Genomic DNA, 25,195 nt, shown 5'->3' with positions numbered 1-25,195 from the left:
TTCGGTGTCACGAGCACTTCGGAGCAAAGGTCGGGGCAGGATCGTATCCCGGGAAGCCGACCGGACCGATGCCAGGATAAATCTTGTTCATCGAGGAGTTTGGATCCCCCTCGTTCTTGAACCACTTCATGTTGATCTTCTTGAAGGTGCCGTCCTTCTTCATGCATTCGAGGGCGCCTTCGAGCTGCTCGAGAAAGGCGCGATCGTCCTTGCGCACGACGAGGCCCACCTCGGCGCCGGCTCCGGCCACGATGTAGGGCGACACCTTCGTCTTCTTGTTGAGCCCGGCGGCGTATTCGCTGCGGGCGAGATCGGCGAGCGACGCATAGGCCCGGCCGACGAGCACGGCCTGCTGGGCATCCGTGTCCTTGTCGTATTTCTGCACGGTGAAGCCGTACTTCTCGGCATTGGCCGTGAGCCAGGCGTCGGCCACGCTGCCGCTGTTCGTGGCCACGACCTTGCCCTTGAGCATCTCCGGCGCGGTGATGTCGGGCTCGTTCAGCAACGTCGTGAACGCATTGCCGCCGGTGCGCCAGCTCTCGGTGAAGGCCATCTGCTCGGCCCTCTCCTTGGTGATCGCGATCGGCGAGCCGATCATCTCGTAGCGCTTGGCGAACAGCCCGGCGAAGATCGCCGAGAAATTGGCATCGATGAACTCGACGCCGGGGCGCCCGACGCGCCGGGCGATCTCGTTGAGCATGTCGACCTGGAAGCCCTCGACCGTGCCATCCGGCGCCCGCATGGCCCAGGGTGCGTAACCGATGTCCAGGCCGACCGTGAGCTTCTTGTCCTTGGGGTGATCGGCGTCCTGCGCCTGGGCGCCGCCGAAGGTGCCCATCGCCAAAGCTCCGGCAAACAGTACACGCGCCAGAATAGTCTTCACAGCCATTGAGTGTGCTCCCGTCCCGCTCCGCGATCGCCGTCGCGGCGACCGACTCATTCGTGCTTCGACCCCGACCGAAGCCCTCCGGCTCCCTGCAGTGTGGATGCTAGCAAGATCTACGCCGGTGGCTACCCGATCACGCGAACTTTGATCACATGATCTCGCCTAAGGATCACGAGTACAGGGTCCGCATTGCGGCTAAGCTTGCGCTGTCCCGAGCCGGCTGCGCCCACGGCTCCCTGCAGCTTGGCCTTGTCTTTCGCATCCCTGCCCCCCGGGGTCACGCACCGCACGGGGTGCGCGCCACGAGGACGCGGGGCGCAAATCCCTGATCGCGACGTGACTGAGACGCCGCGACGCAGGACATGGTAAACCGCGGCTTCAGGCGTTGCGGCTCAATCCGAGATCGGCGATCGACGTGGCCGCGCAAGCGCTGCGGTCCACTTCGGGGCCGGCTCCGGTCGTTCGTTGACCCGCCTCCCAGCCCAAGCGTTACTGCTTGGAAAGCATGCTGGCGCGGGGCTCTATACTCGCCCTTAATCTCGATCGGTCATTCCCTTGGGCCAAAGAGTGGCTTCGCCGGGGCTGTAGCGGCAGCGGCGCAAGGGTGGCGTGTTATGAAGCTGATCGTCGGCACCATCATCGTCTTCGTCTGCGTCCTGGGCAGCTACGCGGCCATGGGCGGCCATCTCGAGGTGCTCTGGCAGCCGTTCGAGTTCGTCATCATCCTGGGCGCGGCGATCGGTGCGTTCATCATCGGCAACCCCGGGCCGGTGCTCAAGGGCGTGCCCAAGATGTTCGGCACGCTGTTCAAGGGCTCCAAGTACAAGCAGGATTGCTACGTCGAACTGCTGGCGATGCAGTTCGCGCTGTACAAGCTCGCCAAGACCAAGGGCATCACGGCCATCGAGCCGCACATCGAGAACCCGCACGAGTCGACGCTGTTCAACGCCTTCCCGACCTTCGCGGGTGACCACCACGCCGTCGAGTTCGTCTGCGACTACATGCGCATGCTCACGATGGGCGCGGACAACGTCCACGAGATCGAAGCGCTGATGGACGAGGAACTCGAGACGCACCACCAGGAGCAGGAGCGTCTCGTCTCCGCCATGCAGTCGCTCGCCGACGGCACGCCGGCGCTGGGCATCGTCGCCGCCGTGCTCGGCGTCATCAAGACGATGGGTGCCATTTCGGAGCCGCCGGAGGTGCTGGGTCACCTCATCGGCGGCGCGCTCGTCGGCACCTTCTTCGGCGTGTTCGTCGCCTACGGCTTCTTTGCCCCCATGGCGGCCTCGCTGAAGAGCACCTTCGAGGCGGAGTCGAAGTACTTCCTCTCGCTCAAGGCCGGCCTTCTCGCCCACATCAGCGGCCAGCCGCCGGTGATGTCGGTCGAGTTCGCCCGCAAGGCCCTGTTCAGCGAAGTCCGCCCGACCTTCAGCGAAGTGGAAGCGGCGACCGCCGCCCTGCCCGCCACGGTCTGACCCGATCGCCAGCAGGACCACGATGGCCAAGTCTGAACAGCCGATCATCATCAAGAAGGTGAAGAAGGCCGCCCATGCCCACCATGGCGGGGCCTGGAAGATCGCGTATGCGGACTTCGTCACCGCCATGATGGCGTTCTTCCTGCTGATGTGGCTGATCAGCATGACCACGAAGGAGCAGAAGATCGGCCTGGCGAACTACTTCTCGCCGCCGAACATCAGCCCCACGACGAGCGGCTCCGGCGGCATCCTGATGGGCACGACCATCGACAAGGCGGGCAGCAAGGCGTCGGACATCAAGGACAACCCGATGGCGGGGTCCGGCCGCGAGAACGAGCGCGACGCCATCCGCACGGCCGCCGGGGGCCAGGCCAACCAGACGGCCGCCGCGAGCCTCAGGCAGGCGCTCCAGAGCATGCCCGAATATGCCGAGCTGTCGCGCAACATCGTGGTCGAGCCGACCAAGGACGGCGTCAACGTGTCCCTGATGGACCAGGACGGCCGCGCCATGTTCCCCGACGGCTCCGTCAACCCCAACGAGCGGACCCGCATCGTCCTGGAGAAGCTCGCGCCCACCCTTCGCCGGCTGAACAGCCGCCTGTCCGTCACCGGTCACACGGCCGTCGCGCGTCCGGGCTCACCCCGGATCGCCGATTCATGGGGCCTCACCGCCGGGCGCGCGCTCTCCGTGCGCGAGATCCTGGTGGGCGCCGGGTTCCCCAACGACCGCTTCACCTTCGTGGCCGGCCGTGCCGACACCGAGCCGGTCTTCCCGGACAACCCGTATCTCTCGGCGAACCAGCGCGTCACGATCACGCTGATCAACGAGGCGCCGCCGGTGCCCCCGACCGGCCTGCGCTGACGGCCGTCCGTTCGCGGGCGGCCACGACACTCCCAGTCACGTCCCCTCACGGCAGCCCGGCCAGCCGGGTCAGGTTCGAGGCCATCGACGTCACGCCGGACACGGCGCGGTCGACGGTGGCGAGGACCGGGGGAACAATCGGGGGAACCTCGACGCCGAAAATGCGGCGTGCTGCGGAAGGCGGCGGCGTCGGGACCGGCTCGTCGGCCGGCACGGAGGCCCGGGCCACCACCGGTTCCATGTCCATGGCCGGTTTTGCCGGCTTCGCGGCGACCCGCGGGGTGGGCTTGCGGGGTTGCGCCGGCGCGTCGTCGGCGACCCTGACGAGGCCGTCCGACCGCGCCTCGGCCCAGGTGCTGCCCGCCAACGCCACGAAGGGCCTCGACAGGGAGGGCTGGAAGGTCGGGGCGCCGTCCAGGGGGAAGGCGTGCGCGGGCTCCACGGGCGTGAGCCCCAGCCCGGCGAGGGCGTCCGGGGACGCCGGCGACCGCTGCCCGCCCCATGCGGGCGGAGCCGTGGGCGCGGCCGAGGCCAGCGGCCTCGTGTCCTGGGCGACAGGCAACGGGGATGGGGCCGGATCCTCCTTCCGGATCACCGCGTTCGTCACCAGCGCGGCACACAGCGCCGTGACCACGGAGGTGGCGGCGTGGCCGGCCACCTTCCAGAAGAACGCGGTGCCCGCCTGCAGAACGGTTCGAAAGTCCATCATCGTCACGGCCCCGGTTGAACACTCGGGCACGGTTATGGCCGCCGGTTTGAGGCGCCAAGACGACGGCTCGTTCGAGACAAAGGGGCGGATCGTTACGGTTTGTTTCCGCCGGAGCGTTCACCGGCCGATGCGCCGGGACAGCGCCGGCGCGTCATCGGCGAAGTAAGCGCTCAGCCGCCCGTAGGCGACCTCGACGTCAGCGGGAATGTCGACGTGAACGATGAAGCCCGTGCCCAGCGGTCCGTATCCCCGCTCGTCGTCGCGCAGGCGCGGAACCTCGCCCAGCAGGAGAGACAGGAAGCGCTGGCCCGACCAGAGCGGTCTCGGGCACTGCGCGCCGAAGCGGACCTCGCCGTCCGTCCAGGCGAGGCTCGGCCGGAAGGTGGGCCAGTTCAGGAACGCCGTCGGCCACGGGGCGTCGCGCCAGGCCCGGCGGAAGGACGCATCCGTCCGCCGCTGCATCAGGGGATCCTGCACCAGCAGGACGCTGCGGGGCCGCAGCGCGAGATCCTGAAGGCGGCGCAGGCTGAAGGCGGCGTTCTCGCCGCAGTTCGTCGATGCGGGCTCGACGACGACCTGCCCGGGGTCGAGCCCGCCAAAGCGGATCGCGACCTCGCGCAGGATGTCCGCCTCGGTCCTTCCCTGCACCGGAACGTCGGGGTAGGCGCCGGCGACGGCCTCGTGGAGCAGCGAGGTCGAGTGACCCACCCCACCCGTGACCAGCACCGGCACACCCTTTTCCCGGGCCACGGCGAAGGCGGCTGTCGCCGTGGACAGGATGGCGTTCCCGGCGAGGATCACCATGTCGAAGGCGGCCTTGGCCGGAGCGCCCCCCACGTCGTCGAGCGCGAGAAAGTCCGCCACGATGTTGGCTGCGGGAACCAGGTCCCGGCGGAGTCCGAACTTCGTCGACACGCGCGCGTTCTCTCGTTCGGGATGGTCGGGTGGGGTGGCCAGTCAGGCGCCTCCCAGCGTCAGGCCCGGTTCTATCCCCTCCCCTGCGCATCGCATAGGTTCGCCGAATGGGACATCTCACCTTCACCCTCAATCTCACCCTGGACGGCTGTATCGACCATCGGGAGGGGATCGCCGACGATGAAACGCATGCGCTCTTCACCGCCCTGATGGACGAAGCGGGCGCGACGCTGTGGGGCCGGGTCACCTACGAGATGATGGAGAGCTACTGGCCGGCCGTGGCGCGCGGCGAGGTGCCGGCGCAGCCGGCGATCCGCGAGTGGGCCGAGAAGCTCGAAGCCAAGCCGAAGCACGTGGTGTCGACGACGCGGACGGACTTCCCCTGGACGAACAGCCACGCCGTCTCCGGCGACCTGCGAACGGGCGTGCAGCGGCTCAAGGACGCGACGCCGGCGGGCGTGCTCCTGTGCGGCGCCGCGCTGGCCACCGCGCTGGACCGGCTGGACCTGATCGACGAGTACAGGTTCCTCATCCACCCGCGGCTCGCCGGGCACGGCCCGACCCTCCACCAAGGCGGGTTGCCTGCGACCCGTCGGCTCCACCTCGTCTCGGCGACGCCGCTGCGCAACGGCGCGGTCGCGATGCACTACCGGCGGTAGGACTGATCCCGGGGCCTTCCGAAGGGATGGAACCCCCAGGCTGATCCGCGGCTTGCCTTGCCGACGTAGACGGGTGTGAGCGGAGACAGGATCATGGGACTAGTTCGCGCCATCGGCGCCGCCACCGCGCTCCTCGGCTCGGTCGTCGGCGTGCACGCCGAGACCGAGCAGGCCAAATACCGGGTCGTCGACCAGCAGGACAAGTTCGAGCTGCGGGCCTACGAACCGGCCGTGGTGGCCGAAGTGCGGGTCGAAGGCGACAGGGACGCGGCCGTGAACGAGGGCTTCCGCAGCCTCGCGGCCTACATCTTCGGCGCCAACGTGCCGGGCACGTCGATCGCCATGACCGCGCCCGTGACCCAGGAGGCCGGCCAGCGCATCGCGATGACGGCGCCGGTGACGCAGCAGGGCGGCAAAGGCAACTGGACGGTGCGCTTCATCATGCCGGCGGGGTCCCGGCTGGCGACGATGCCCAAGCCGAAGGACGCCCGGGTCCATCTGGCGGAGATGCCGGCGCGGCGCATCGCCGCGGTGCGCTTCTCGGGCCTGGCCACCGACACGTCCCTGGCCGACCAGGAACGGCAGCTCGACGACTGGATCGCCAAGCGCAAGCTCACGCCGACGGGCCCGGCGGTCTTCGCCTATTACGACCCGCCCTGGACACTGCCGTTCCTGCGCCGCAACGAGGTGCTCGTTCCGGTGCGCTGACGGGCCGGCCCGGCGCTCACTCTCCCGAAGAGCGCGCCATATGCTGGCGCAGCGCAGCGTTGATGCGCTCCTGCCAGCCGGGCCCGTCCTCCTGGAAGTGGGCCAGCACGTCGCCGTCGAGCTTGATCGTCACCTGCTCCTTTGCGACGGGGATGGCGCTCCTGGCCGGAGCCTGCGCGGGTTCCGGCCCCTTGGGCGCGACCGGCTTGAACACGGCTTCGGCAACCGACCGGGCATCGGTGGGACGGCGGCGGATGGGTGGGTTGGCCATGCGAATCTCTCCCGCGGTTGGCATCCTCGATACAGCCTCCCCGCACCCCTGAGAACGCTGCGGATCGGGCATCGGACCGGCCCACCCGGCTACAGCGGTGCCGCCAGGCGTCGAATGTGCTAGCCAGAAGCCATGGTCGCGCATCGCATCGAGCTCCGGCAACTCGCGCAATTCGTTGCCGCCTGCCAGAACCCGACGATCTCCGAGACGGCGCGCGCGCTGGACGTGACGCCGTCGGCCCTCAGCACGGGCCTGCGGGCGCTGGAATCGGAGCTGCAGCTCAGCCTGTTCGCGCGCAAGGGCGGCCACCTGGCCCCGCTGCCCGCGGGGTTCTGGCTCTTTCACCGCGCCATGGAGGTGCTCCAGGCGGAAGCGAAGTTGGCCGGCGCCACGGACCTGGATCCGGGCGAGCGACGTCCCATCCTCGTGCGCCTCGACCTCAGCTTCACCTTGGGACGGATCACGCGCGCGCTCCATGGCGCCTTGGCCGCGATGGCCCGGGAAGACCCCTTCGCCGAGTTCAGGCCGGTCTTCCTCGACCGGATGGACGGCCCGGGGGGCGATCCGGCCGACGACCCCCGCGACGCGGACACGGTGATCGACATCGGCTATGGCGGCGTGGCGGACAGTCCGGCGGATGCCTCGGGCCCGGATGGCTGGACCCTGCTCGACGACTTGTGGGTCTCGGTCGGCGCCGCGGACCGGGACGCGTCCGATCCGTCGCGGGCCCTCGTGGTCCTGGACCTGCGAACGACCCTGATCGACACGATCCTGGATCACGCCGCGACCCACGGCTTCGCCGGAACCCTGCGGCGTCAGGATGGGCATCCCGCCGACCTCGCCGATCTCGTCGCGCAGGCGCCCCACGCCCGCTTCCTGCTGCCCGGCAGCATGGTCGCCGATCGGCTCGGCGTGGTGCGGCTGCACCAGGCCCTGCTCGATCCCCCCCTCGCCAGCAGGATCGTCGCCCGCGTCCGCGGCCCGGACGCAGCCGTGGCCGGGCGGTTCCTGGACCTGTTGGGCGAGGCGCTGCGGCGCGAACAGGCCAACGCGGTCTTCGTACCTCGCCTCACGGCGCGGCAGATCCACTATTTCAACCTGATCCAGCGTTCGGGCGGGGTGTCGTCGGCAGCCCGGCATGCCCGCGTCACGCAGCCATCCATGTCCTCCCAGATCATGAAGATGGAAACGGCGCTGGGGCGGACGCTGTTCGACCGCCGCCGCGACGGGGCCAAGGCCACCGCCGCGGGCCGGCGGATCCTGCCGCTGACGGTGCTGCTGGAAGACCGCCTCGACGCCATCGTCCGCAGTGCCCGCGACATCGCCGCCCACACGCAGGCGACGGTGTCGCTCGGGACGCTGCCGAGTTCCGGGCACGACAGCGCGATGACGGCCAGGATCGCCGAGGCCCTCACGCAGGTGCGCCTGGCCCACCCCGAGTGGCGGCTGCATGTCGTGGAGGCCAGCAACGCGGCCCTGCACGAGAGCGTCAGGGCCGGGCAGTTGAACCTGGCCGTGGTGGGAGCTCCGCGGCCGCCGCTGGCCCGCATCGCGCTGGGGCGCAGCGAGCGCCTGAGCCTCATCGCCAACCCGGCGCTGGGCCTGGCCGAACGGCCGGAGATCACGCTGGCGGAGGTCTGCGCGCTGCCGTTGGTGCTGGGTCCGCGCGAACTCAGCATCCACCAGCTCTTCCTGGAGGCGGCCCGCTCCAGGCGCCTGCCGGTCGCCCCGGTCATGGAGGTCGGCTCCCTGCCGCTCGCCATCGCCATGGTGCGGCGGGCGCCGATCTGCACCGTGCTCCCGGTCTCCTCCGTCCAGCAGGACGTGGGCGACGGCCGGCTGACCGCCACCGCCATCGCGGAAGACGTCGTCACGGGCAAGCTCTCCGTGATCTTCTCGGCCGAGCGCAGCCTCTCGGCCGCGGAGCGCGCAATCGTCACGGCGCTGGTCGCCGCCTTCGGCAAGCCTGCGGCTTGACCATTCGATTTTTCCTATCCCGCGTTTGTCCACTTCCTATTTCCGGTCCACCGACGGCCGACGGATAGTTCCCGGGTGGCCATGAGGCCGGGCGAAGGGGACCGCGATGTCGAAGGCAGGCCGCGAAGACCAGTCCTGCCGTACGATGCTCGCCGACTTCGACCGCCGGGGCGAACTGCTGGTCATCGACGACGAGGTCGATCCGGTCCACGATCTCTCCGCCGCGCTGTCGCTCGTGGACGCCGCGGCCGCGGTCCGGTTCAACAGGATCAAGGGCTACGCCATGCCGGCGTTCGGCGGGCTGCTCTCGAGCCGCGAGCGGATCGCCGAGGCCCTGGGCGTCCCGAAGGACCGGATCCAGAGCCGCCTTCTCGACGCCATCGCCAACCCCGTCGCGCCGGTCATGGTGGACGCCGCGCCGGTGCAGGAGGTGGAGCGTCGCCACGACATCCTGACCACCCTGCCGGTCCCGACCTTCTTCGACAAGGAAACCGGGCCCTACATCACCGCGGGCCTGATCGTGGCGAAGGACCCGGAGACGGGCCGGGGCAACGCGTCCTACGCCCGGATGAAGGTGCTCGGCCCCAACGAGGTGATGATCGGCATCGCGCCGAACCACCACCTCGGGATCCTGTCGCGCCGGGCCGCCGAGAAAGGGCAGCCCTTCCCCTTCGCCGTCGTGCTCGGCGCCCACCCGGCGATCCAGCTGGCGGCGTGCCTCTATCTCGGCCTGGGCGATGACGAAATGCACTGCGCCGGTGCCCTGCTGGGCGCGCCGGTTCGGCTCACCCGGTGCAGGACGCTCGACCTGTGCGTCCCCGCCGACGCGGAGATCGTGCTGGAAGGCCTGATCCACGGGAACGAGCCCATCGTCGAAGGTCTCGTCTCGGAATACCACGGCATGTACGAGGACTACGGCTCGGGCGTGCGCGCCAGCTTCCAGTGCATGACGTCACGGCGCGATGCCATGCTGCAGGTCATCGAGCCGGGCTATCACGCCGAACACCTGCTGCTCGGCGCAGTGCCGATCGCCGCCGGTCTGCGCGCCGCCATCGGCCGCTCCATCCTCAACGTCGGCGAGGTCGCCGTGACCATGGCCGGGTCCGGACGGACGGACGTGGTCGTGCAGATCGCGGCGCCCCGCCCCGGACAGGCGCGGCGCGCGATGGCGATCTGCTGGGGCGCGGTCAGCATCGTCAAGAACGTGACCGTCGTCGACACCGACATCGACCCCTGGGATCCCGAGGCGGTGGCATGGGCGAAGATGGCGCGGATGCGCGCCGACCGCGACATCCTGATCGTCGACCAGATGCCGGCCGACCGCTCCGAACCGCAGGAAGCCGGCGGCACGATCGCAAAGGTCGGATACGACGCCACCTGCCGCGCGGGCGACCGCAAGGAAGGCTTCGACCGCGCCCTGCCCCCTCCGGGCTCCTACGGGCGCATGCGCGAGCTCATCGGCCGTCTCCGCCCGGAGCTTCTGCCGTGAGGCGGCTCATCGTCGGCATCACCGGAGCTTCGGGCGTCGTCTACGGCATCCGCGCCCTCGAGATGCTGCGCGACATCGACGACGTCGAGACCCATCTGGTCATGTCGCCGGCGGCCGTGCGCACGGCGCTCGAGGAGGACGTCGGCCGCAACGGCGACGAGATCCGCGCGCTGGCTCACCGGGTGCACAGCCATGGCGACATCGGCGCCTCGATCGCCTCGGGCTCCTTCCTGTGCGAGGGGATGCTGGTGGCGCCGTGCTCGATCAAAACGCTCAGCGGGATCGCCAACTGCTTTGCCGACGACCTCATCGTGCGCGCGGCGGACGTCTGCCTCAAGGAACGGCGCAAGCTGGTGCTGATGGTGCGCGAGACGCCGCTGCATGCCGGCCACATCGACCTGATGGAGCGTGCGACGCGCTCGGGGGCCGTGATCATGCCGCCGGTGCCGTCCTTCTACACGAAGCCCCGCACCATCCAGGACATTGTCGACCAGACGGTGGGCCGGGCCCTCGACCAGTTCGGCATCCGCCACCACGCGGTGCGTCGCTGGACGGAAGACCCACGAGACTGACCCGGCGCGGGTCAGTCGCCCGCACCGATGAACCCGCAACGGCCGCGAATGGCGCATTGAAGGAGATCCGGTTCGATGATGTACCGCATGAAGACCTCACGCCGCTCGCGCCTCGCCGTCCTCGGCGGATCGCTGCTGCTGGCGCTGGCCGCCGCGCCGGGGCTCGCGACGCGGGCCGGAGCGCAGACACCGGCGCCCGTCAGCGGCGGCACGATGACGATCATCAACGGCTCGGACATCACGAGCTGGGATCCGGCGGTGACGAGCGGCACCTTCCCCGGCGGCCCGATGGACGTGCTCGACAGCGTCTACGGCTTCCTCGTGTACATCGACACCGAGGGCAAGGTGACCGGCGGCATGGCCGAGAGCCTCACCAGCACGGATGCCGTCAACTGGACGCTGAAGCTGCGCAAGGGCGTGACCTTCTCCGACGGCAGCGCCTATGACGCGGACGCGGTGAAGTTCAACTGGGACCGCGCGGCCGACCCCGCGACGCTCGCCCCGACGCAGGGCTGGGTGTCGTCCTGGAACAAGGGCATCAGCGTCGTCGATCCCCTGACCCTCACGGTCAAGCTGCCGACCGCCAACGCCAACTTCGCCGCGCAGGTCGCCGAACTGGCGCCGTTCATCGCCTCGCCGGCCGCCCTGAAGGCCGCCGAGAAGAAGACGGACATCAAGCCCGTCGGCGCCGGCGCCTTCGTGCTGCAGACCTGGAACCAGGGGGTCGGCATGACGCTGACCCGCAACCCAAAATACTGGGACCAGCCCAGGCCTTATCTGGAGACGCTGAAGTTCGCCGTCATCCCGGAGACCAACAGCCGCATCGCCACCGTCGTCCAGGGCGGCGCCACGATGATGGCGGGCTACATGTTCCAGTTCGGCAACAACGCGACCGCGCCCGGCGTCGGCACGGTGAAAGTGCCGATGCGCGGCATCTACCGCGCCTATTTCAACCAGGTGAAGGGACCCTTCACCGACGTGCGCGCCCGCGAGGCCTTCTATCTCGCCATCGACCGGGCCCGCCTGATGCAGGCGCTGACCCAGACCGGCGGCTACAAGCCCCCGAAGAGCTTCTTCGGCGAGGCCTCGCCCTGGTTCGACCCGGCCTACGCGTTGCCCGCGGCCGATCCGAAGAAGGCGCAGGAGCTGTTCAACGCCCTCAAGGCCGACGGCAAGCCCTTCGACATCAAGGTCGTGACCTACACGAACTCCGACCTGAAGCGCCTGGGCGCCTATGTCCAGCAGGTCCTCAGCGCCTACGACAACGTCAAGGCGACCCTGGTCGAGGTCGAGCAGGCCAACCATCCGACACGGTGCAAGACGCAGCTCGACTTCGACGTCTGCTTCGAGGGCGGCGTGGTCGTGTCGAACGGCGCCGAGCCTGTCATCTCCAACCTGATGAGCTCCAAGGGCTCGTTCAACTGGGGGCAGTACAAGAGCGACGCCATGGACGCCGCCCTGGCGGAGGCCAACTCGACGGTCGACCCCGCCGGGATCAAGGCGGCCTACGCCAAGGTCCAGAAGCTCGTGGCGACCGAGTACCCCTTCTACATCTTCGGCGAGGAGACCCGCTTCCTGCTGGTGCGCAACAACACCGGCGGCGTGGTGCCCTCCAACGGCGGCATCCTGCAGAAGCAGTTCCTGTTCGTCTGCCCCGACGTCTGCGTGAAGTGACCGATCATCCCGCCCCGGCGCACCGTGCCGGGGCGGCCCTTCTGCCCGCCAGCGGGGCGCCGGCCGCGGCCTGACGCCCGGAACGAGGATTCCATGTTCGACCGACAGCCGAAGACGACCTTCCGTGAGGTCATGGCCCAGGGACAGGTCTTCACGCCCTGCGTGTGGGACTGCTACTCCGCCAAGGCGGCCGAGATGGCCGGCTTCAAGGCCATCCTGCTCAGCGGCGCGTCGCTCGGCTTCAGCATGTCGGGCGTCCCCGATCTCGGCCTGCACAACCAGGAGGAGCTGGTCTGGGCCACCGACCGGATCTCCGACTATTCGCCGCTGCCGCTGATCATCGACGCCGACGACTGCTTCGGCGACGTGGTGCAGGCCTACAGGACCTGTCGCCGCCTGGCCAAGGCCGGGGCCGCCGCCATCCTGCTCGAGGACACGCCCAACGAGCGCGGCTTCGCGCGCTTCGGCAGGGCGATGGAGAAGGCCACGCTCGAGGGCAAGGTCGACGGCAACGTGCCGCACGAGGTCATTTCCCAGGAGCTCTGGCTGGCCAAGCTCAAGGCCGCGCTCGACGCCTGCGCCGGGACCGATTGCGTGGTCATCGCCCGCACGGAATCCAAGCTCGAGAAGGGCCTCGACGATGCCATCGAGCGCTGCGTCAAGGCCGCCGAACTCGGCTGCGAGATGACCTACGTCCATGCGCTGCGCACCCTCGACGAGTGCAAGAAGGTGGCCGCGGCTCTGCCCGGCTGGAAGATGTTCGGCGACGTGGCGACGGTGAACGGCGTGCCGTTCGTCGAACTCGACGACATCGCGGCCCTCGGCTTCAACCTCGTCACCATGCACTATCTCGAGAAGGGCTCGATGTACGGCATGATGGACTACGGCAAGCGGGTCTTCGCCGACCGCAGCACGCGCTATGCCGACGAGCACACCATGGGCGGGATGACCAAGGCGGAGCAGAAGGCCGCGCTGGAGCGCGACCGCGGCTGGCTCGACGCCGAGGAGGAGTGGAAGAAGCTCTGACGACGGGGCCGCTTCCGCAGACGCGCAGGAGAGCCGGACGCCGATGGCCAGCGACCATCCCTACCTGAAGGCAGCCGCCCGCCGGCTGGCGGCCGGCGTTCCCGTGTTCCTGGTCGTCACCTTCGCCGCGACCGCGCTCTCGAGCCTGGCGCCCGGCTCCGCCGCCCAGCTAATCCTGGGCGAGAACGCGACGCCCGAGCAGATCGCGAGCCTCAACGCGCAGTACGGCTACAACCTGCCGGTGATCGAGCGCTACCTTCTGTGGCTGGGCAAGCTCGTCCGCGGCGACCTGGGGCTGACGCTCTACAGCCAGCAGCCCGTCGCGGGGCTGCTGTTCGACCGCGCCGCCGTCACCTTCGAGATCGCCTTCCTGGCGATGGGGCTTTCGCTCCTCGTCGGCGTGCCGCTGGCGATGGTCACGGCCAGCCGGCCGGGCGGCGCCATCGACAAGGCCCTGCTCGCCGTCACCTCGGTGATGCTCTCGATCCCGACCTTCGTGACGGTGGTGGTGCTGGGGTTCCTCTTCGCCATCGTGCTGCGCTGGCTGCCCGCGACGGGCTGGGTGCGCTTCGCCGAAGACCCGCTGGGCAACCTGAAGAGCGCGGCCCTGCCCGTGCTGTGCCTCAGCGTCCACCAGGCGGCGTCGTTCTACCGCGTGTCGCGCGCGGAGTTCGTCTCCGTGCTCCAGGAGGACTACGTCCTGGTCGCCCGGGCCAAGGGCCTGCCGACGCACACCATCATGCTGCGCCATGCCTTCCGCGCGGCCATGCCCCAGGTGCTGACGGTCATGGGGCTCTCCATGACCTACCTGCTGGGCGGCTCCTTCATCGTCGAGAGCTACTTCGCCGTGCCCGGCATCGGCTGGACCGTGCTGAGCGCGGTGAACAGCCACGATTTTCCGGTGATGCAGGCCATCCTGTCGCTCACCGTCGTCATCTTCGTCGTGGTGTTCATGCTGGTCGACCTCGGCTACGCGCTCATCGACCCGCGGGTGGAGGTCGCATGACGGCCCGCTCTCAGGACATCAAGGCTCAGGACTTGGAGGCCGCGAGCGCCCTGCCCGCGCCCGCCACCGCGAGGCTGCGCTGGCCGCGGCTCAAGGGCTTCGAGTGGTTCGCGTTCGGGTTCGTCGCCCTGTTGATCGCCGCGGCGGTGCTGGTCGATGTCATCCCGGGGCTCGCCCGGCCGAACTTCCCCTATGGCGACTTCTCCCAGCCGCCCGAATGGTCGCTCAACGGCCTGCTCGGGACGGACCCGCTGGGCCGCAGCATCCTGTCGCGCGTGTTGCATGGGGCGCGCACCACGCTGGGCATCGTGGCCGTCGCCACGGCCATCGCGCTCGCCATCGGCATGACGGCCGGAATGCTGGCCGGGTTCTATCGCGGGCCGGTGGAGCGCGCGGTCGACCTCTACGCCAACACCATGGCCTCGCTGCCGCCGATCCTCGTCATCCTGGCGCTCATCGCGGTCGTGGGGAACTCCGTGCTGACGATGATGCTGGCGCTGGGCATCCTCGACATCGGCGTCTACGCCCGCATCGCCAAGGGCGGCGTCATCGCGCAGAACGACCGCGACTACGTGCTCGCCGCCCGCGCCATGGGCGCGAGCGACGCCAGGATTCTCGCCCGGGAGATCCTGCCCAACCTCGTGCCCGCGCTGACGGCCATCGTGCCGCCGCTGGTCGCCGGTCTCATCATCACCGAAGGATCGCTGAGCTTCCTGGGCTACGGCATTCCGCCGCCTGCCCCCAGCTGGGGCGGCATGATCGCGAGCTCGACGGACCTGCTCAGCCGGTTCCCGCTCCTCGTGGTGGGCCCGATCCTGGCGATCGTGCTGACGGTCTATTCGCTGAACACCATCGGCGACAGCCTCGCCCGCCGGCTCAACGACCGGAACAGGAACCTGTGACGTGACGGGCGGCGACCAGGACATCCTTCTGGACTGCGAGGCCGTGTCGTGCACGCTCGCCACGTCGCGCGGCCCGCTGGCGCTCCTGAAGGACGTCACCTTCCGGCTCGGGCGGCGCACCGCGCTGGGCATCGTCGGGGAGTCCGGGGCCGGCAAGTCGATGCTCATCAAGGGCATCATGGGCCTGACGCCGTCCGACATCACGGTCGCGGGCCGGATCGGACTCGATGGCGAGGACATGGTCGCCATGCCCGAGGCGCGCAAGCGCGCCCTGCTCGGCCGCAAGGTCGGCATGGTCTTCCAGAACCCGATGACCTCGCTCAACCCGTTCGTGCGGGTGGGACGGCAGATCGACGAGGCCAGCCGGCTGCACCTGCGGCTCGGCAAGGCGGAGGCGCGCGCCAGGGCCATCGCGCTGCTGTCGCAGGTCGGCATTCCGGACCCGCAGGAGTGCTACGCGGAGTATCCGCACCGGTTCTCCGGAGGCATGAAGCAGCGCATCATGATCGCCACCGCGCTGGCCTGCGAGCCGGAGCTCCTCATCGCCGACGAGGCGACGACCGCCCTCGACGTGACGGTGCAGAAGGACATCCTCGACCTGCTGCAGGCCCTGCAGGGCCAGCGCCGCATGTCGATGATCCTGGTCACGCACAACCTCGCCGTCGTGGCGTCGCGAACCGACGAACTGCTCGTGCTCTATGGCGGCCGGGTCGTCGAATACGGCCCGACCGAGCGCGTCTTCGCCGCCCCCCGCCACCGCTACACCGAGGCGCTTCTGTCGGCGGTCCCGCGCATGGACGAACCGGCGCACACGCGCCTGCGCACCATCCCGGGCCGGCCGCCGGATCCGCAGGACAGGCCTGCGGGATGCCCCTTCGCGGCCCGTTGCCCGGCTGCCGAGGAGCGCTGCCGTCAAGAGATGCCCGGCATGACGCTGGACGCCGACGGCCGGCACGGCTTCGCCTGTTTCGTGCCCGTGCCCGCTCCCGGGCCCGGCGCCACCGCGGCCCGCGCGGAGGCCACGTCATGAGCGCTCCCGCGGCCAAGCCGGCGGCCTTCCCCCTGCTCTCCGTCGAGCGCCTCACGGTGACCTTCCGGCGGGGCGGACGGGCGTTCAACGCCGTCGAGGACGTCTCGCTCGACGTCGCGCCTGGCGAGACGCTGGGGCTCGTGGGCGAATCCGGCAGCGGCAAGACCACGATCGGCCGGGCCCTGCTGCGCCTTTTGCCGAAGGGCGACACCGAGGTCACGGGCTCGATCGTCTACGCGGGGCGCGACATCCTGGCGCTGCCGGCCAGCGACATGCGCCGGGCTCGCGCCGAGCTGCAGATGATCTTCCAGGACCCGGTCTCCTCCTTCAACCCGCGCCGCGAGATGCAGGACATCGTCGGCGAAGGGCTCGAGATCCGGGGCGTGCCGCGGGCCGAACGGATGCGCCTGGTCGAGGCGGCGCTGGGCGACGTCGGGTTCAGCCTGGCGAGCGTCGCGGGCCGTCGGCCGCACCAGTTCTCCGGCGGTCAGTGCCAGCGCATCGCGATTGCCCGGGCGCTGGCCGTCGGCCCCCGGCTGATCGTGTGCGACGAGCCCGTCGCCTCGCTCGACGTGTCGGTCCAGGCGCACATCATCAACCTGCTGCAGGACATCCGCGAGAGCCGTCGGCTGGCGCTGATCTTCATCTCCCACGACCTGGCCGTCGTGCGGAACATCAGCGACCGGGTGGCCGTGCTCTACATGGGCCGCATCGTCGAGATCGGGCCGGGCGATGCCATCTACCGGCGTCCTGCCCATCCCTACACGCGGATGCTGCTGGAGGCGGTGCCGGTTCCCGACCCCGCGTGGCGCTCCGCCCCGGCGGCCCGCCCCGCGGGCGAGATGCCGTCGCGCCTGGCGCCGCCATCCGGCTGCCGGTTCCGCACCCGCTGCCCGCGGGCCATGGCGCTCTGCGCCGAGGTCGAGCCGAGCCTCGTGGCCATGCCGTCAGGCCAGTCCGCCGCCTGCCACGTTCCGCACGACGAACCGGCTCCCGCTGTCGCCGGATCCGCGAGGCGAGCGTCATGAGCGCGAGATCCGCGTTCTGCCGGCAGGCCTGGTCCCGGATGGTCGCGCTGTACGGCGTGCCCGGCATCGGCCCGCTGTGTCTCGCCCTGCAGGAGGCGTTCGAGGCGGACGTGCCGGTTCTGTTGTTCTTCGCGCTCGCGGATGCGGCCGGGGAAGGCCTGGAACCTGCCGACTTCGACCGGCTGACGGCGGCGGCGGCCGAGTGGCGCGCCCTGGCCGTCGTCCCGCTGCGGCGGATCAGGGTGGACCTGAAGGACAGGGCCGTGACCCCGGAGCTGCAGACCTTCCGCGCCGCCATCAAGGCGTCCGAGCTCGAGGCCGAGCGGCTCGAGGTGGCCCGGCTCGCCGAGACGTTCGAGCCGCTGTCGGGACCGCCCGGCCTCGCCCCCGCCTATCTGGCGCGCCTCGGGGTGCCGCCCGACGAGACCGCCCGGGCCCTCGCGGCCCTGCGTGACGCCGCCCAGTCCGTGACCCGCCCCTCCAGAGCCTCGTGAGGACACCATGGCCGATTTCGACACCGTCATCACTGGAACCGTCGTCACCGAGGAGGGCGTCACCGAGAACGGCTACGTCGCCATCGCCGGCGACAAGATCGCGGCCGTGGGCAGCGGCGCGGCGCCCGGGGCCCGGGAGCGGCTCGACTTCGGCAAGGCCTACGTCCTGCCCGGCACGATCGACGGCCAGGTCCACTCCCGGTCGCAGGCCGGCCAGGAGGATTTCATCTGGTCCACCCGGGCCGCTGCCGCCGGAGGCGTCACCACGATCGTCGACATGCCCTATGACGACGGCAACCTGATCTGCACCGGCGAGCTCCTGACCGAAAAGGCGGAAAGCGCGGCCGCGCAGGCCCGCGTCGACTTCGCGCTCTACGGCACCATCCGTCCGTCCGACGGCGTGACCCACATCCCGGCCATGGCGGAGGCGGGCGCGATCGGCTTCAAGTTCTCGACCTTCGAGACCCATCCCGACCGCTTCCCGCGGATCGCAACGCCCCTGCTGGTGGAGGCCTTCGCGGCCGTGGCCGCGACGGGCTTGGTCGCGGGCGTGCACAACGAGAACGACGAGTGCGTGCGGGCCTGGTCCAGGGCGGTGGCCGAGAGCGGAGTGACCGACTGGCGGGCCCACAGCGCCTCGCGCCCGGCGATCGCCGAGACGCTGGCCATCGCCGAGGTCTACGAGATCGGCGCGGGCACCGGATGCCGCTCGCACATCGTCCATTGCTCCGTCGGACGCGGCTACGAGCTCGCCGAGTCCTATCGGGACCAGGGCGTCGAGGCGACCATCGAGGCCTGCATCCACTACCTGGTGTGCAGCGAGGAGGACGACGTCTCGCGCATGCTGGGCCGTGCCAAGTGCAACCCGCCGATCCGCAGCCGGGCGGAGCGCGAGGCGATCTGGGAGCACCTCGCCGCCGGCAACGTGACGATCGTGTCGACGGACCACGTCTCGTGGAGCCTGTCGCGCAAGTCCTCGCCGGTGATGCTGGAGAACGCCTCCGGCATGCCGAGCCTGGAGGTCCTGACCAGCCTGCTCGTCGATGGACTCGTCGAGCGCGGACTGCCCCTCACCCATGCCGCCCGCCTGCTCGCGGGCAACCCGGCCCGGCTGTTCCGCATCTCCGACCGCAAGGGCGCTCTCGCGGTGGGGCTCGATGCCGACATCACCGTGCTCGCGGAACGGCCGCACCACTACGACCCGGCGGCCAGCGGCCACAACTTCGTGCACTGGAGCCCCTACGAGGGCCGGCTGATCCGCCACCGCCCGGTGGCGACCTTCCAGCGTGGACGGCTCATCTTCGACGGCACGCAGGTGCTGGCCGAGCCCGGCGACGGCCGCTTCGTGAAGGCCGCCCGCCCGCTCGAACTCGCCGCGTCGGGGCAGCCCGCGTGAGCGAGACGGTGCCCCTGCTGCGCATCGACCGGGCGGCGTTCCACGCCGACATCGAGGCGTTGTCCCGCCTGACCGACCCGGCGCAGCCCTGGACGCGCCGATCGTTCACGCCGCTGTTCCTCGAGGGCCGCGCCTGGCTCACTGAGCGTTTCGCGCAGGCCGGGCTGGACGTCCGGATCGATCCGGCCGGCAACCTGATCGGCCGCTGGCCGGCCGCGGAGGCGGCCACGCCGGTGCTGATGACGGGATCGCATAGCGACACCGTGCCCGGCGGAGGACGCTTCGACGGCATCGCCGGGGTGGCGGCGAGCCTCGCCGCGGTCCGGGCCATGCGCGCGGCCGGCCATGTGCCGCGCCACACGATCGAGGTGGTCGATTTCCTGGCGGAGGAGCCCAGCGACTGGGGCCTGTCCTGCATCGGCAGTCGCGGCATGGCCGGGGATCTCGGCCCGCGCGAACTCGCCCTGACCGGTCCCGGCGGGGAGACGCTGGCCAGCGCCATCGACAGGGTCGGTGGATCGGTGGCCGAGCTCTCCGCCGCCCGGCGGACCGACGTCGCCGGGTTCCTGGAATTGCACATCGAGCAGGGCCCCGTCCTCGAAACCGAGGGCATTCCGGTCGGCGTCGTGTCGGCCATCGTCGGGATCGGGCGGGTCCGGGTCCGCTTCGCCGGGCTCGCAGGCCATGCCGGAACGGTCCCGATGGCGGGTCGCCGCGATGCCGGACTGGCTCTCGCCCGGTTCGCCCTCGCCGTGCGCGACGAGGCGCGCCGGGCCGGCGGCAACGGCCATTTCACGGCCACCATCGGCGTCACGCGGGTCGAGCCCGGCGGCGCCAACGTGGTGCCCGGGGCGGCCGAGGCCATCGTCGACATCCGGGCGGAGCGCGACGAGGCGATGGCACGCTATGTCGACACGCTGCACGACGTCGCCGCCGCGGCCGCGGCGGCCGAGGGCTGCACGGTCGAGCGCATCGAGACCCTCAGCCTGACGACGGCCGTTCCCTGCGACGAGGGCCTGCAGGCCATCATTCGCGCCGCCGCCGGACGGCTCGGCCATGCCACGCGCCCCTTGGCCTCGGGGGCCGGGCACGACGCCGCCTTCGTGGCGCGGTTCGCCCCGTCCGCCATGCTGTTTGCGCCCTCCCGCGAGGGCAAGAGCCACTGCCCCGACGAGTGGACCGATCCGGACGCGCTCGCCGACGCCGCCGACGCGCTGCTCGGCGCCCTCGTGCTGCGCGATAGCGCGCCCCCCTTCAACGCCTAGGCCCGAACCCCGCGGGTCGGCGGCGTGGCCGCGGCCCGGACAGACCGGAGGAACCTCCCATGCAGCCCATCATCCTGGACGGCGCAACCCTCACCATCGACGACGTGGTGCGCATCGCGCGTGACGGCGCCACGGTCGCCATCGCTCCCGCATCCCGCGCCGAGATCGTGAAGGTGCGGACCTACATCGAGGAGAACTGGCTGACGGAGAACGCGCCGCCGACCTACGGCTTCAACACCGGCGTCGGCAAGCTCAAGGGCTACGCCATCGACCAGGCCGACAACGAGCAGTTCCAGCGCAACATCGTGCTGTCGCACTGCTCGGGCTTCGGCGAGCCGGCATCCGAGGAGATCGTGCGGGCGATGATGGCGGTGCGCATCAACGCCTTCTGCCTCGGCGTGTCCGGCCTGCGCATGGAGGTCGTCGACAGGCTGGTCGAGATGCTCAACCGCGGCGTCCATCCCGTCGTCCCGATCCAGGGGTCGGTCGGTGCGTCCGGCGACCTCGCCCCGCTCGCCCACATGGTGTCGGTGATGATCGGCTACGAGGGCGCCCAGGCCGTCTACAAGGGCGAGACGATGAGCGCGCCGGAGGCGCTGTCCCGGGCCGGGATCTCGCCGGTGCGTTTCGACCTCAAGGCCAAGGACTGCCTGGCGCTCATCAACGGCAACAGCCTGTGCGCGGCGATGGCCGTGCTGAACTGCCACGATGCCGAGCGGCTGATGAAGATGGCCGACACCACCTGCGCGCTGAGCCTCGAGGCGATCCGCGGCGAGCAGGCGGCCTACGATCCGCGGATCCACGCCGTGCGCAAGCAGCCGGGCCAGATCCAGGCGGCCGCGAACGTGCGCAGGATCATCGCCGGCAGCCGCCGGACGACGGAAGCGGCGCGGGCCGTGCACCTGGAGGACGACATCCTCCACCCCACGCACACGGCCCGCGTCCAGGACCAGTACTCGTTCCGCTGCATGCCGCAGGTGCACGGCACCTGCCGCGACCAGCTCGACCACGTGAAGGCGCTGGTGACGCGCGAGCTGAACGCGGCCACCGACAACCCGCTGGTGTTCTGGAACGAGCTCGGCGCGCTCGAATTCCTGTCGGGCGGAAACTTCCACTGCGAGGCGCTGGCCTTCGCCATGGACATCCTCGCGATCGCGCTGATCGAGATCGGCAACATCTCGGAGCGTCGCCTCTTCGCGCTCAACGACACCACGCTGAACTATGGCCTGCCGCCGAACCTCGCCGGCAAGCCGATCGGCCTCAACTACGGCTACGGCATCATCGCGACCTCGGCCGCCGCGGTCGCCTCCGAGAACAAGACGCTGGCCTTTCCGTCGGTGGCCGACACGATCCCCACCAAGAGCAGCCAGGAGGACCACGTGTCGATGGCCCCATGGTCGTGCCGCAAGGCCCGGCAGGTCATCGACAACATGCCCAAGATCCTCGGCGTCGAGGCGCTCATGGCGGCGCGCGCCATCTACCTGACAGAACCCGTGCTGGGCGAGTTCCGTCTCGGCGCCGGGAGCCAGGCCGTCTATGACGCGCTGCGGGCGGCGCTGCCGTTCCAGCAGGCGGACGACTACATGCAACTGCAGATCAAGCCGGCGCTGGCCATGATAAGCTCGGGCGCCCTCCTCGACGCGGTCGAGGCCAGCGTCGGCGCCCTCGCCTGACGACGGTCGGCGACCGACTCCAGCGCGCAATGGGAACCGCCATGCTCGACCACCTGCAGATGCCGCCGCCCGACAAGATCCTCTCGCTCATGGCGATGTTCCGCGAGGACCCCCGCCCGGAGAAGATGGATCTCGGCGTCGGCGTCTACCGCGACGCCAGCGGGACGACGCCGATCCTCGCCGCCGTGAAGGAAGCCGAACGGCGGGTGCTGGCGGCCGAGACCACCAAGACCTATCTCGGACCGGCCGGCGACCCGGTGTTCTGCGACCTCGTGGCGGATCTCGTGTTCGGGGCCGGCCGCCCGAAGGACCGGCTGCGCGGCGTCCAGACCACCGGCGGCGGCGGCGCGCTGTCGGTGCTGGCGGGGCTCGTGGCAGCCGCGCGACCGGGCGCCACCGTGCACGTGCCGGACCCCACCTGGGTGAACCACGGCAGCATCCTGCGGGACAACGGGCTCTCGATCTCGGCCTACCCCTACCTCGCCCGCGGCCATCGGGGCATCGACTTCGACGGCCTGATCGGCCATCTCGGCGCCGTTCCGGCCGGCGACGTCGTGCTGGTCCATGGCTGCTGCCACAACCCCTCGGGCACGGACCTCACGCGGGACCAGTGGCAGCGCCTCGCCGCGCTGCTGGCCGAACGGGGGCTGATGCCGTTCGTCGACCTCGCCTACCTGGGCTTCGGCGACGGACTGGAGGAGGATGCCTTCGCCGTCCGCCTGCTCGCGGCCATCGTGCCGGAGATGGTCGTCGCGGTGTCCTGCTCCAAGAACTTCGGCATCTACCGCGAACGCACCGGCGCCGCGTTCGCGCTGGCGCGCACGGCGGACGAGGCGGCGGTCGCGCGCGAGCACATGACCGTGCGCAACCGTATCCTCTACTCCATGCCCCCGGACCACGGCTCGGCCATCGTGCGCACCGTCCTGTCGGATGCCGCGCTGGCGGCGCAGTGGCGGGCCGAGCTCGACGCCATGCGCACCGGCGTCCAGTCCCTGCGCGACGCGCTGGCCGCCGCCTTCGCGCGGCTCACGAACCGCGACGACCACGGCTTCCTGGCCACCGACAAGGGCATGTTCTCGATGGTCGGCATCACGCCGGAGCAGGTCCGGCGCCTGCGCGAGGAGCACGCGATCTACATGGTGGAGGACAGCCGCATCAACGTCGCCGGGCTGCGCCACGACCAGGTGGAGCGCTTCGCCAGGGCCGTCCTCGCCACCACCGCGTGACCGACGCACGCCCGATGGCGGTCCCACCGTCTCCCCCGCCTTGCTCCATGGGAGCGTAGCGCGGGGGACAGGCGCGGAAAAAGGATTGCGGCCACGGCGCACACTTCGGATGCTGGCGGCAAAAGCCTGATGCCCGAGGGAGATGCCGTCCATGTCGCGCCGTCCGAACTTCATCGTGATCATTGCCGACGATCACCGCCAGGAATCGATCGGCGCGAACGGCTGCCGCGAGGTCGCCACGCCCCATCTCGACGCGCTCGCCCGCCGCGGAACGAACTTCACCCGCGCCTACTGCCAGGGATCGACGCATCCGGCCGTGTGCGTCCCGAGCCGCGCCACGCTGATGACCGGGCGCAGCATCTACGAGGCGACGCTCGACCCCACGGCCTTCGACTACACGGACGGCCAGGGCGAGGTGCCCTCCTTCACCCTTCCGCCCGGCATGCAGACCTTTCCCGAGCGGCTGCGGCAGGCCGGCTACGCGACGCACGCCATCGGCAAGTGGCACAACGACCGCGCCGCCTTCGCGCGCTCGTTCAGCTCCGCCGACCGGATCTTCTTCGGCGGCATGAGCGATCACGACCGCGTCCCGCTGCACGACTTCGATCCGACCGGTGCCTATCCGCCGGCGGCGAAGCGGTTCGAGGAAGGCCTGTCGACCGACCTCTTCGCCGACAGCGCCGTGCGGTTCCTGTCGCAGGCCCGCAGGGACGAGCCGTTCTGCCTCTACGTCGCGTTCACGGCGCCGCACGATCCGCGGACCCCGCCGCCCCGGCACGAGGTCCGGCCCGAGGCCGTGAACCTGCCGCGCAACTTCATGCCGATCCATCCCTTCGACACGGGCGATGCGCTGGTCCGCGACGAGGTGCTGGCGCCCATCCCGCGCCCGCCCGAGGACATCCGGCAGCAGGTCGCCGACTACTACGGCATGATCCAGCACCTGGACGAGGGCATCGGCGCGATCCTGCAGGCGGCCGAGAGCCGCGGCCTCCTCGACGACACCGTCGTCATCTACACCGCCGACCACGGCCTCGCGGTGGGCCAGCACGGCCTCATGGGCAAGCAGAACCTCTACGAGCACAGCGTCCACGTGCCGCTGATCGTCGCCGGACCAGGGGTCCGCGCCGGCGCGACCGTCCCCCACCTCGTCTGGCACGCCGACACGCGCGCCACGATCCTGGATCTCGCCGGCCTGCCCGTCGAAGGCGACAGCCGCGGCGTCTCGCTGGCCCGCCATCTCGCCGGCGACGCGCCCGCGCAGCGCGACCACCTGTGCGCCGCCTACCGCACCAGCCAGCGGATGATCAGGACAGACCGCTGGAAGCTGATCCGCTACTACCCGCGCAGCCTGTTCGAGATGCCGACGACGCCCGGCCATCCGATCCCCACCATGGGGTCGGCCGTCGACCAGCTCTTCGACCTGGACAACGACCCGGACGAACGCGTCAATCTCGTCTGGCGCGACGACCTCGCGCCGGTCGTCGCGGACCTCGCCGCCCGCCTCTCGCGCTGGCAGCACGAGAACGGCGACCCGTGGAGCGCCATCATGGACGCGGCCCGCTACTCCGGAAGCCGACCCCAATCCCGTCATCCCGAGAGCGCGTGAACGACTCCGTTGGTGCAGGGCGGGCTTCGGTCCGCTGCACATCCACCCCTGCGCCGTCATCCTCGGGCTTGGCCCGAGGATCCACGACTTTGCCGGGGCCGCCCCGAAGTCGTGGATGCCCGGGCCGAAGCCCTTCTAGATTCACGCATCTGACTCGAGCTCGAAGGAAGGGCGCCTTCCCTCCCCTGCAGGGGAGGGTGGGAGCCGCAAAGCGGCTGACGGGTGGGGACCGCGGCGAAGAACCAGGCGGATGCGCCGGGGCCGGCCCTGTCGTCGAGCCAAATCCTGCTGCACCGTCCCCCCCCCTCCCGCGCCGCGCGCGCTCCCCCCTCCCCCGCAGGGG

At 70.3% G+C, this 25,195-nt stretch carries 23 protein-coding genes; 19 read left to right on the top strand and 4 right to left on the bottom strand.

Annotation, left to right across the window (positions count from 1 at the left end; translation table 11 throughout):
- Positions 1–7: 7 nt before the first annotated feature.
- Complete coding sequence (locus tag Q0Q47_RS20505) at positions 8–889, bottom strand: transporter substrate-binding domain-containing protein (protein WP_293863947.1); 882 nt, start codon at positions 887–889, stop codon at positions 8–10.
- A gap of 611 nt (positions 890–1,500) precedes the next feature.
- On the opposite strand from Q0Q47_RS20505, the gene motA reads away from it, so the two are divergent.
- On the top strand, positions 1,501–2,364 hold the full coding sequence (motA, locus tag Q0Q47_RS20500; RefSeq protein ID WP_293863944.1) for a flagellar motor stator protein MotA: 864 nt from the start codon (positions 1,501–1,503) through the stop codon (positions 2,362–2,364).
- Between the two features lie 22 nt (positions 2,365–2,386).
- On the top strand, positions 2,387–3,226 hold the full coding sequence (locus Q0Q47_RS20495) for a flagellar motor protein MotB (protein WP_293863941.1): 840 nt from the start codon (positions 2,387–2,389) through the stop codon (positions 3,224–3,226).
- 46 nt (positions 3,227–3,272) lie between these two features.
- On the opposite strand, the gene Q0Q47_RS20490 is transcribed toward Q0Q47_RS20495, so the two are convergent.
- Both Q0Q47_RS20490 and Q0Q47_RS20485 read right to left on the bottom strand, forming a co-directional pair.
- Positions 3,273–3,935: a hypothetical protein gene (locus Q0Q47_RS20490; RefSeq protein WP_293863938.1), complete on the bottom strand. Its 663-nt coding sequence runs from the start codon at positions 3,933–3,935 to the stop codon at positions 3,273–3,275.
- Between the two features lie 117 nt (positions 3,936–4,052).
- The gene (locus Q0Q47_RS20485) at positions 4,053–4,850 is read right to left on the bottom strand and encodes a YdcF family protein (protein ID WP_293863935.1); all 798 of its coding nucleotides are present in this window, start codon (positions 4,848–4,850) and stop codon (positions 4,053–4,055) included.
- A gap of 107 nt (positions 4,851–4,957) precedes the next feature.
- On the opposite strand from Q0Q47_RS20485, the gene Q0Q47_RS20480 reads away from it, so the two are divergent.
- Both Q0Q47_RS20480 and Q0Q47_RS20475 read left to right on the top strand, forming a co-directional pair.
- Positions 4,958–5,509 carry a dihydrofolate reductase family protein gene (locus Q0Q47_RS20480; RefSeq protein ID WP_293863932.1) on the top strand — a complete coding sequence of 184 codons (552 nt, stop codon included), beginning with the start codon at positions 4,958–4,960 and terminating at the stop codon, positions 5,507–5,509.
- 93 nt (positions 5,510–5,602) lie between these two features.
- Complete coding sequence (locus Q0Q47_RS20475; RefSeq protein WP_293863929.1) at positions 5,603–6,217, top strand: heme-binding protein; 615 nt, start codon at positions 5,603–5,605, stop codon at positions 6,215–6,217.
- Positions 6,218–6,233: 16 nt separating this feature from the next.
- On the opposite strand, the gene Q0Q47_RS20470 is transcribed toward Q0Q47_RS20475, so the two are convergent.
- Complete coding sequence (locus Q0Q47_RS20470; RefSeq protein WP_293863926.1) at positions 6,234–6,488, bottom strand: BrnA antitoxin family protein; 255 nt, start codon at positions 6,486–6,488, stop codon at positions 6,234–6,236.
- A gap of 132 nt (positions 6,489–6,620) precedes the next feature.
- On the opposite strand from Q0Q47_RS20470, the gene Q0Q47_RS20465 reads away from it, so the two are divergent.
- The 15 genes from Q0Q47_RS20465 to Q0Q47_RS20395 all read left to right on the top strand — a co-directional run bounded on the left by Q0Q47_RS20465 (position 6,621) and on the right by Q0Q47_RS20395 (position 24,852).
- Positions 6,621–8,465, top strand: a complete 1,845-nt coding sequence (locus Q0Q47_RS20465; protein ID WP_293863923.1) for a LysR family transcriptional regulator — start codon at positions 6,621–6,623, stop codon at positions 8,463–8,465.
- Positions 8,466–8,571: 106 nt separating this feature from the next.
- Positions 8,572–9,954: a UbiD family decarboxylase gene (locus tag Q0Q47_RS20460; RefSeq protein WP_293863920.1), complete on the top strand. Its 1,383-nt coding sequence runs from the start codon at positions 8,572–8,574 to the stop codon at positions 9,952–9,954.
- Positions 9,951–10,526: a UbiX family flavin prenyltransferase gene (locus Q0Q47_RS20455; protein ID WP_293863917.1), complete on the top strand. Its 576-nt coding sequence runs from the start codon at positions 9,951–9,953 to the stop codon at positions 10,524–10,526. Before Q0Q47_RS20460 ends, Q0Q47_RS20455 begins: the two co-directional genes overlap by 4 nt.
- A 75-nt stretch (positions 10,527–10,601) precedes the next feature.
- Positions 10,602–12,200 carry an ABC transporter substrate-binding protein gene (locus tag Q0Q47_RS20450; RefSeq protein WP_293863914.1) on the top strand — a complete coding sequence of 533 codons (1,599 nt, stop codon included), beginning with the start codon at positions 10,602–10,604 and terminating at the stop codon, positions 12,198–12,200.
- Between the two features lie 93 nt (positions 12,201–12,293).
- The gene (locus tag Q0Q47_RS20445) at positions 12,294–13,226 is read left to right on the top strand and encodes an isocitrate lyase/PEP mutase family protein (protein WP_293863912.1); all 933 of its coding nucleotides are present in this window, start codon (positions 12,294–12,296) and stop codon (positions 13,224–13,226) included.
- Positions 13,227–13,269: 43 nt separating this feature from the next.
- Positions 13,270–14,232, top strand: a complete 963-nt coding sequence (locus Q0Q47_RS20440) for an ABC transporter permease (protein WP_293863910.1) — start codon at positions 13,270–13,272, stop codon at positions 14,230–14,232.
- Entirely contained in the window at positions 14,229–15,134 is a 906-nt protein-coding gene (locus tag Q0Q47_RS20435) for an ABC transporter permease (protein ID WP_293863908.1), read from the top strand. The genes Q0Q47_RS20440 and Q0Q47_RS20435 overlap by 4 nt, the downstream gene beginning before the upstream one ends.
- A gap of 1 nt (position 15,135) precedes the next feature.
- Positions 15,136–16,164 (top strand): ABC transporter ATP-binding protein, encoded by a 1,029-nt coding sequence (locus Q0Q47_RS20430; protein ID WP_293863906.1) that lies wholly within the window; start codon positions 15,136–15,138, stop codon positions 16,162–16,164.
- Positions 16,161–17,192 carry an ABC transporter ATP-binding protein gene (locus Q0Q47_RS20425; RefSeq protein ID WP_293863903.1) on the top strand — a complete coding sequence of 344 codons (1,032 nt, stop codon included), beginning with the start codon at positions 16,161–16,163 and terminating at the stop codon, positions 17,190–17,192. Before Q0Q47_RS20430 ends, Q0Q47_RS20425 begins: the two co-directional genes overlap by 4 nt.
- The gene (locus Q0Q47_RS20420) at positions 17,189–17,686 is read left to right on the top strand and encodes a TIGR02444 family protein (RefSeq protein ID WP_293863900.1); all 498 of its coding nucleotides are present in this window, start codon (positions 17,189–17,191) and stop codon (positions 17,684–17,686) included. The genes Q0Q47_RS20425 and Q0Q47_RS20420 overlap by 4 nt, the downstream gene beginning before the upstream one ends.
- 7 nt (positions 17,687–17,693) lie before the next feature.
- Positions 17,694–19,082, top strand: a complete 1,389-nt coding sequence (locus Q0Q47_RS20415) for an amidohydrolase family protein (RefSeq protein ID WP_293863897.1) — start codon at positions 17,694–17,696, stop codon at positions 19,080–19,082.
- A complete protein-coding gene (locus tag Q0Q47_RS20410; RefSeq protein ID WP_293863894.1) occupies positions 19,079–20,347 on the top strand; it encodes a Zn-dependent hydrolase in 1,269 nt (422 codons plus the stop codon). The genes Q0Q47_RS20415 and Q0Q47_RS20410 overlap by 4 nt, the downstream gene beginning before the upstream one ends.
- A 59-nt stretch (positions 20,348–20,406) precedes the next feature.
- Positions 20,407–22,020: a histidine ammonia-lyase gene (hutH, locus tag Q0Q47_RS20405; RefSeq protein WP_293863891.1), complete on the top strand. Its 1,614-nt coding sequence runs from the start codon at positions 20,407–20,409 to the stop codon at positions 22,018–22,020.
- A 41-nt stretch (positions 22,021–22,061) separates the two neighbouring features.
- Positions 22,062–23,246: an amino acid aminotransferase gene (locus Q0Q47_RS20400; protein WP_293863887.1), complete on the top strand. Its 1,185-nt coding sequence runs from the start codon at positions 22,062–22,064 to the stop codon at positions 23,244–23,246.
- A gap of 151 nt (positions 23,247–23,397) precedes the next feature.
- On the top strand, positions 23,398–24,852 hold the full coding sequence (locus Q0Q47_RS20395; RefSeq protein WP_293863884.1) for a sulfatase-like hydrolase/transferase: 1,455 nt from the start codon (positions 23,398–23,400) through the stop codon (positions 24,850–24,852).
- The last annotated feature ends 343 nt before the right edge of the window (positions 24,853–25,195 follow it).

This window comes from uncultured Alsobacter sp. (assembly GCF_945952055.1).
In the GTDB taxonomy this organism is placed as follows: domain Bacteria; phylum Pseudomonadota; class Alphaproteobacteria; order Rhizobiales; family Beijerinckiaceae; genus Alsobacter.
This window is presented reverse-complemented; position numbering and strand designations above follow the sequence as displayed.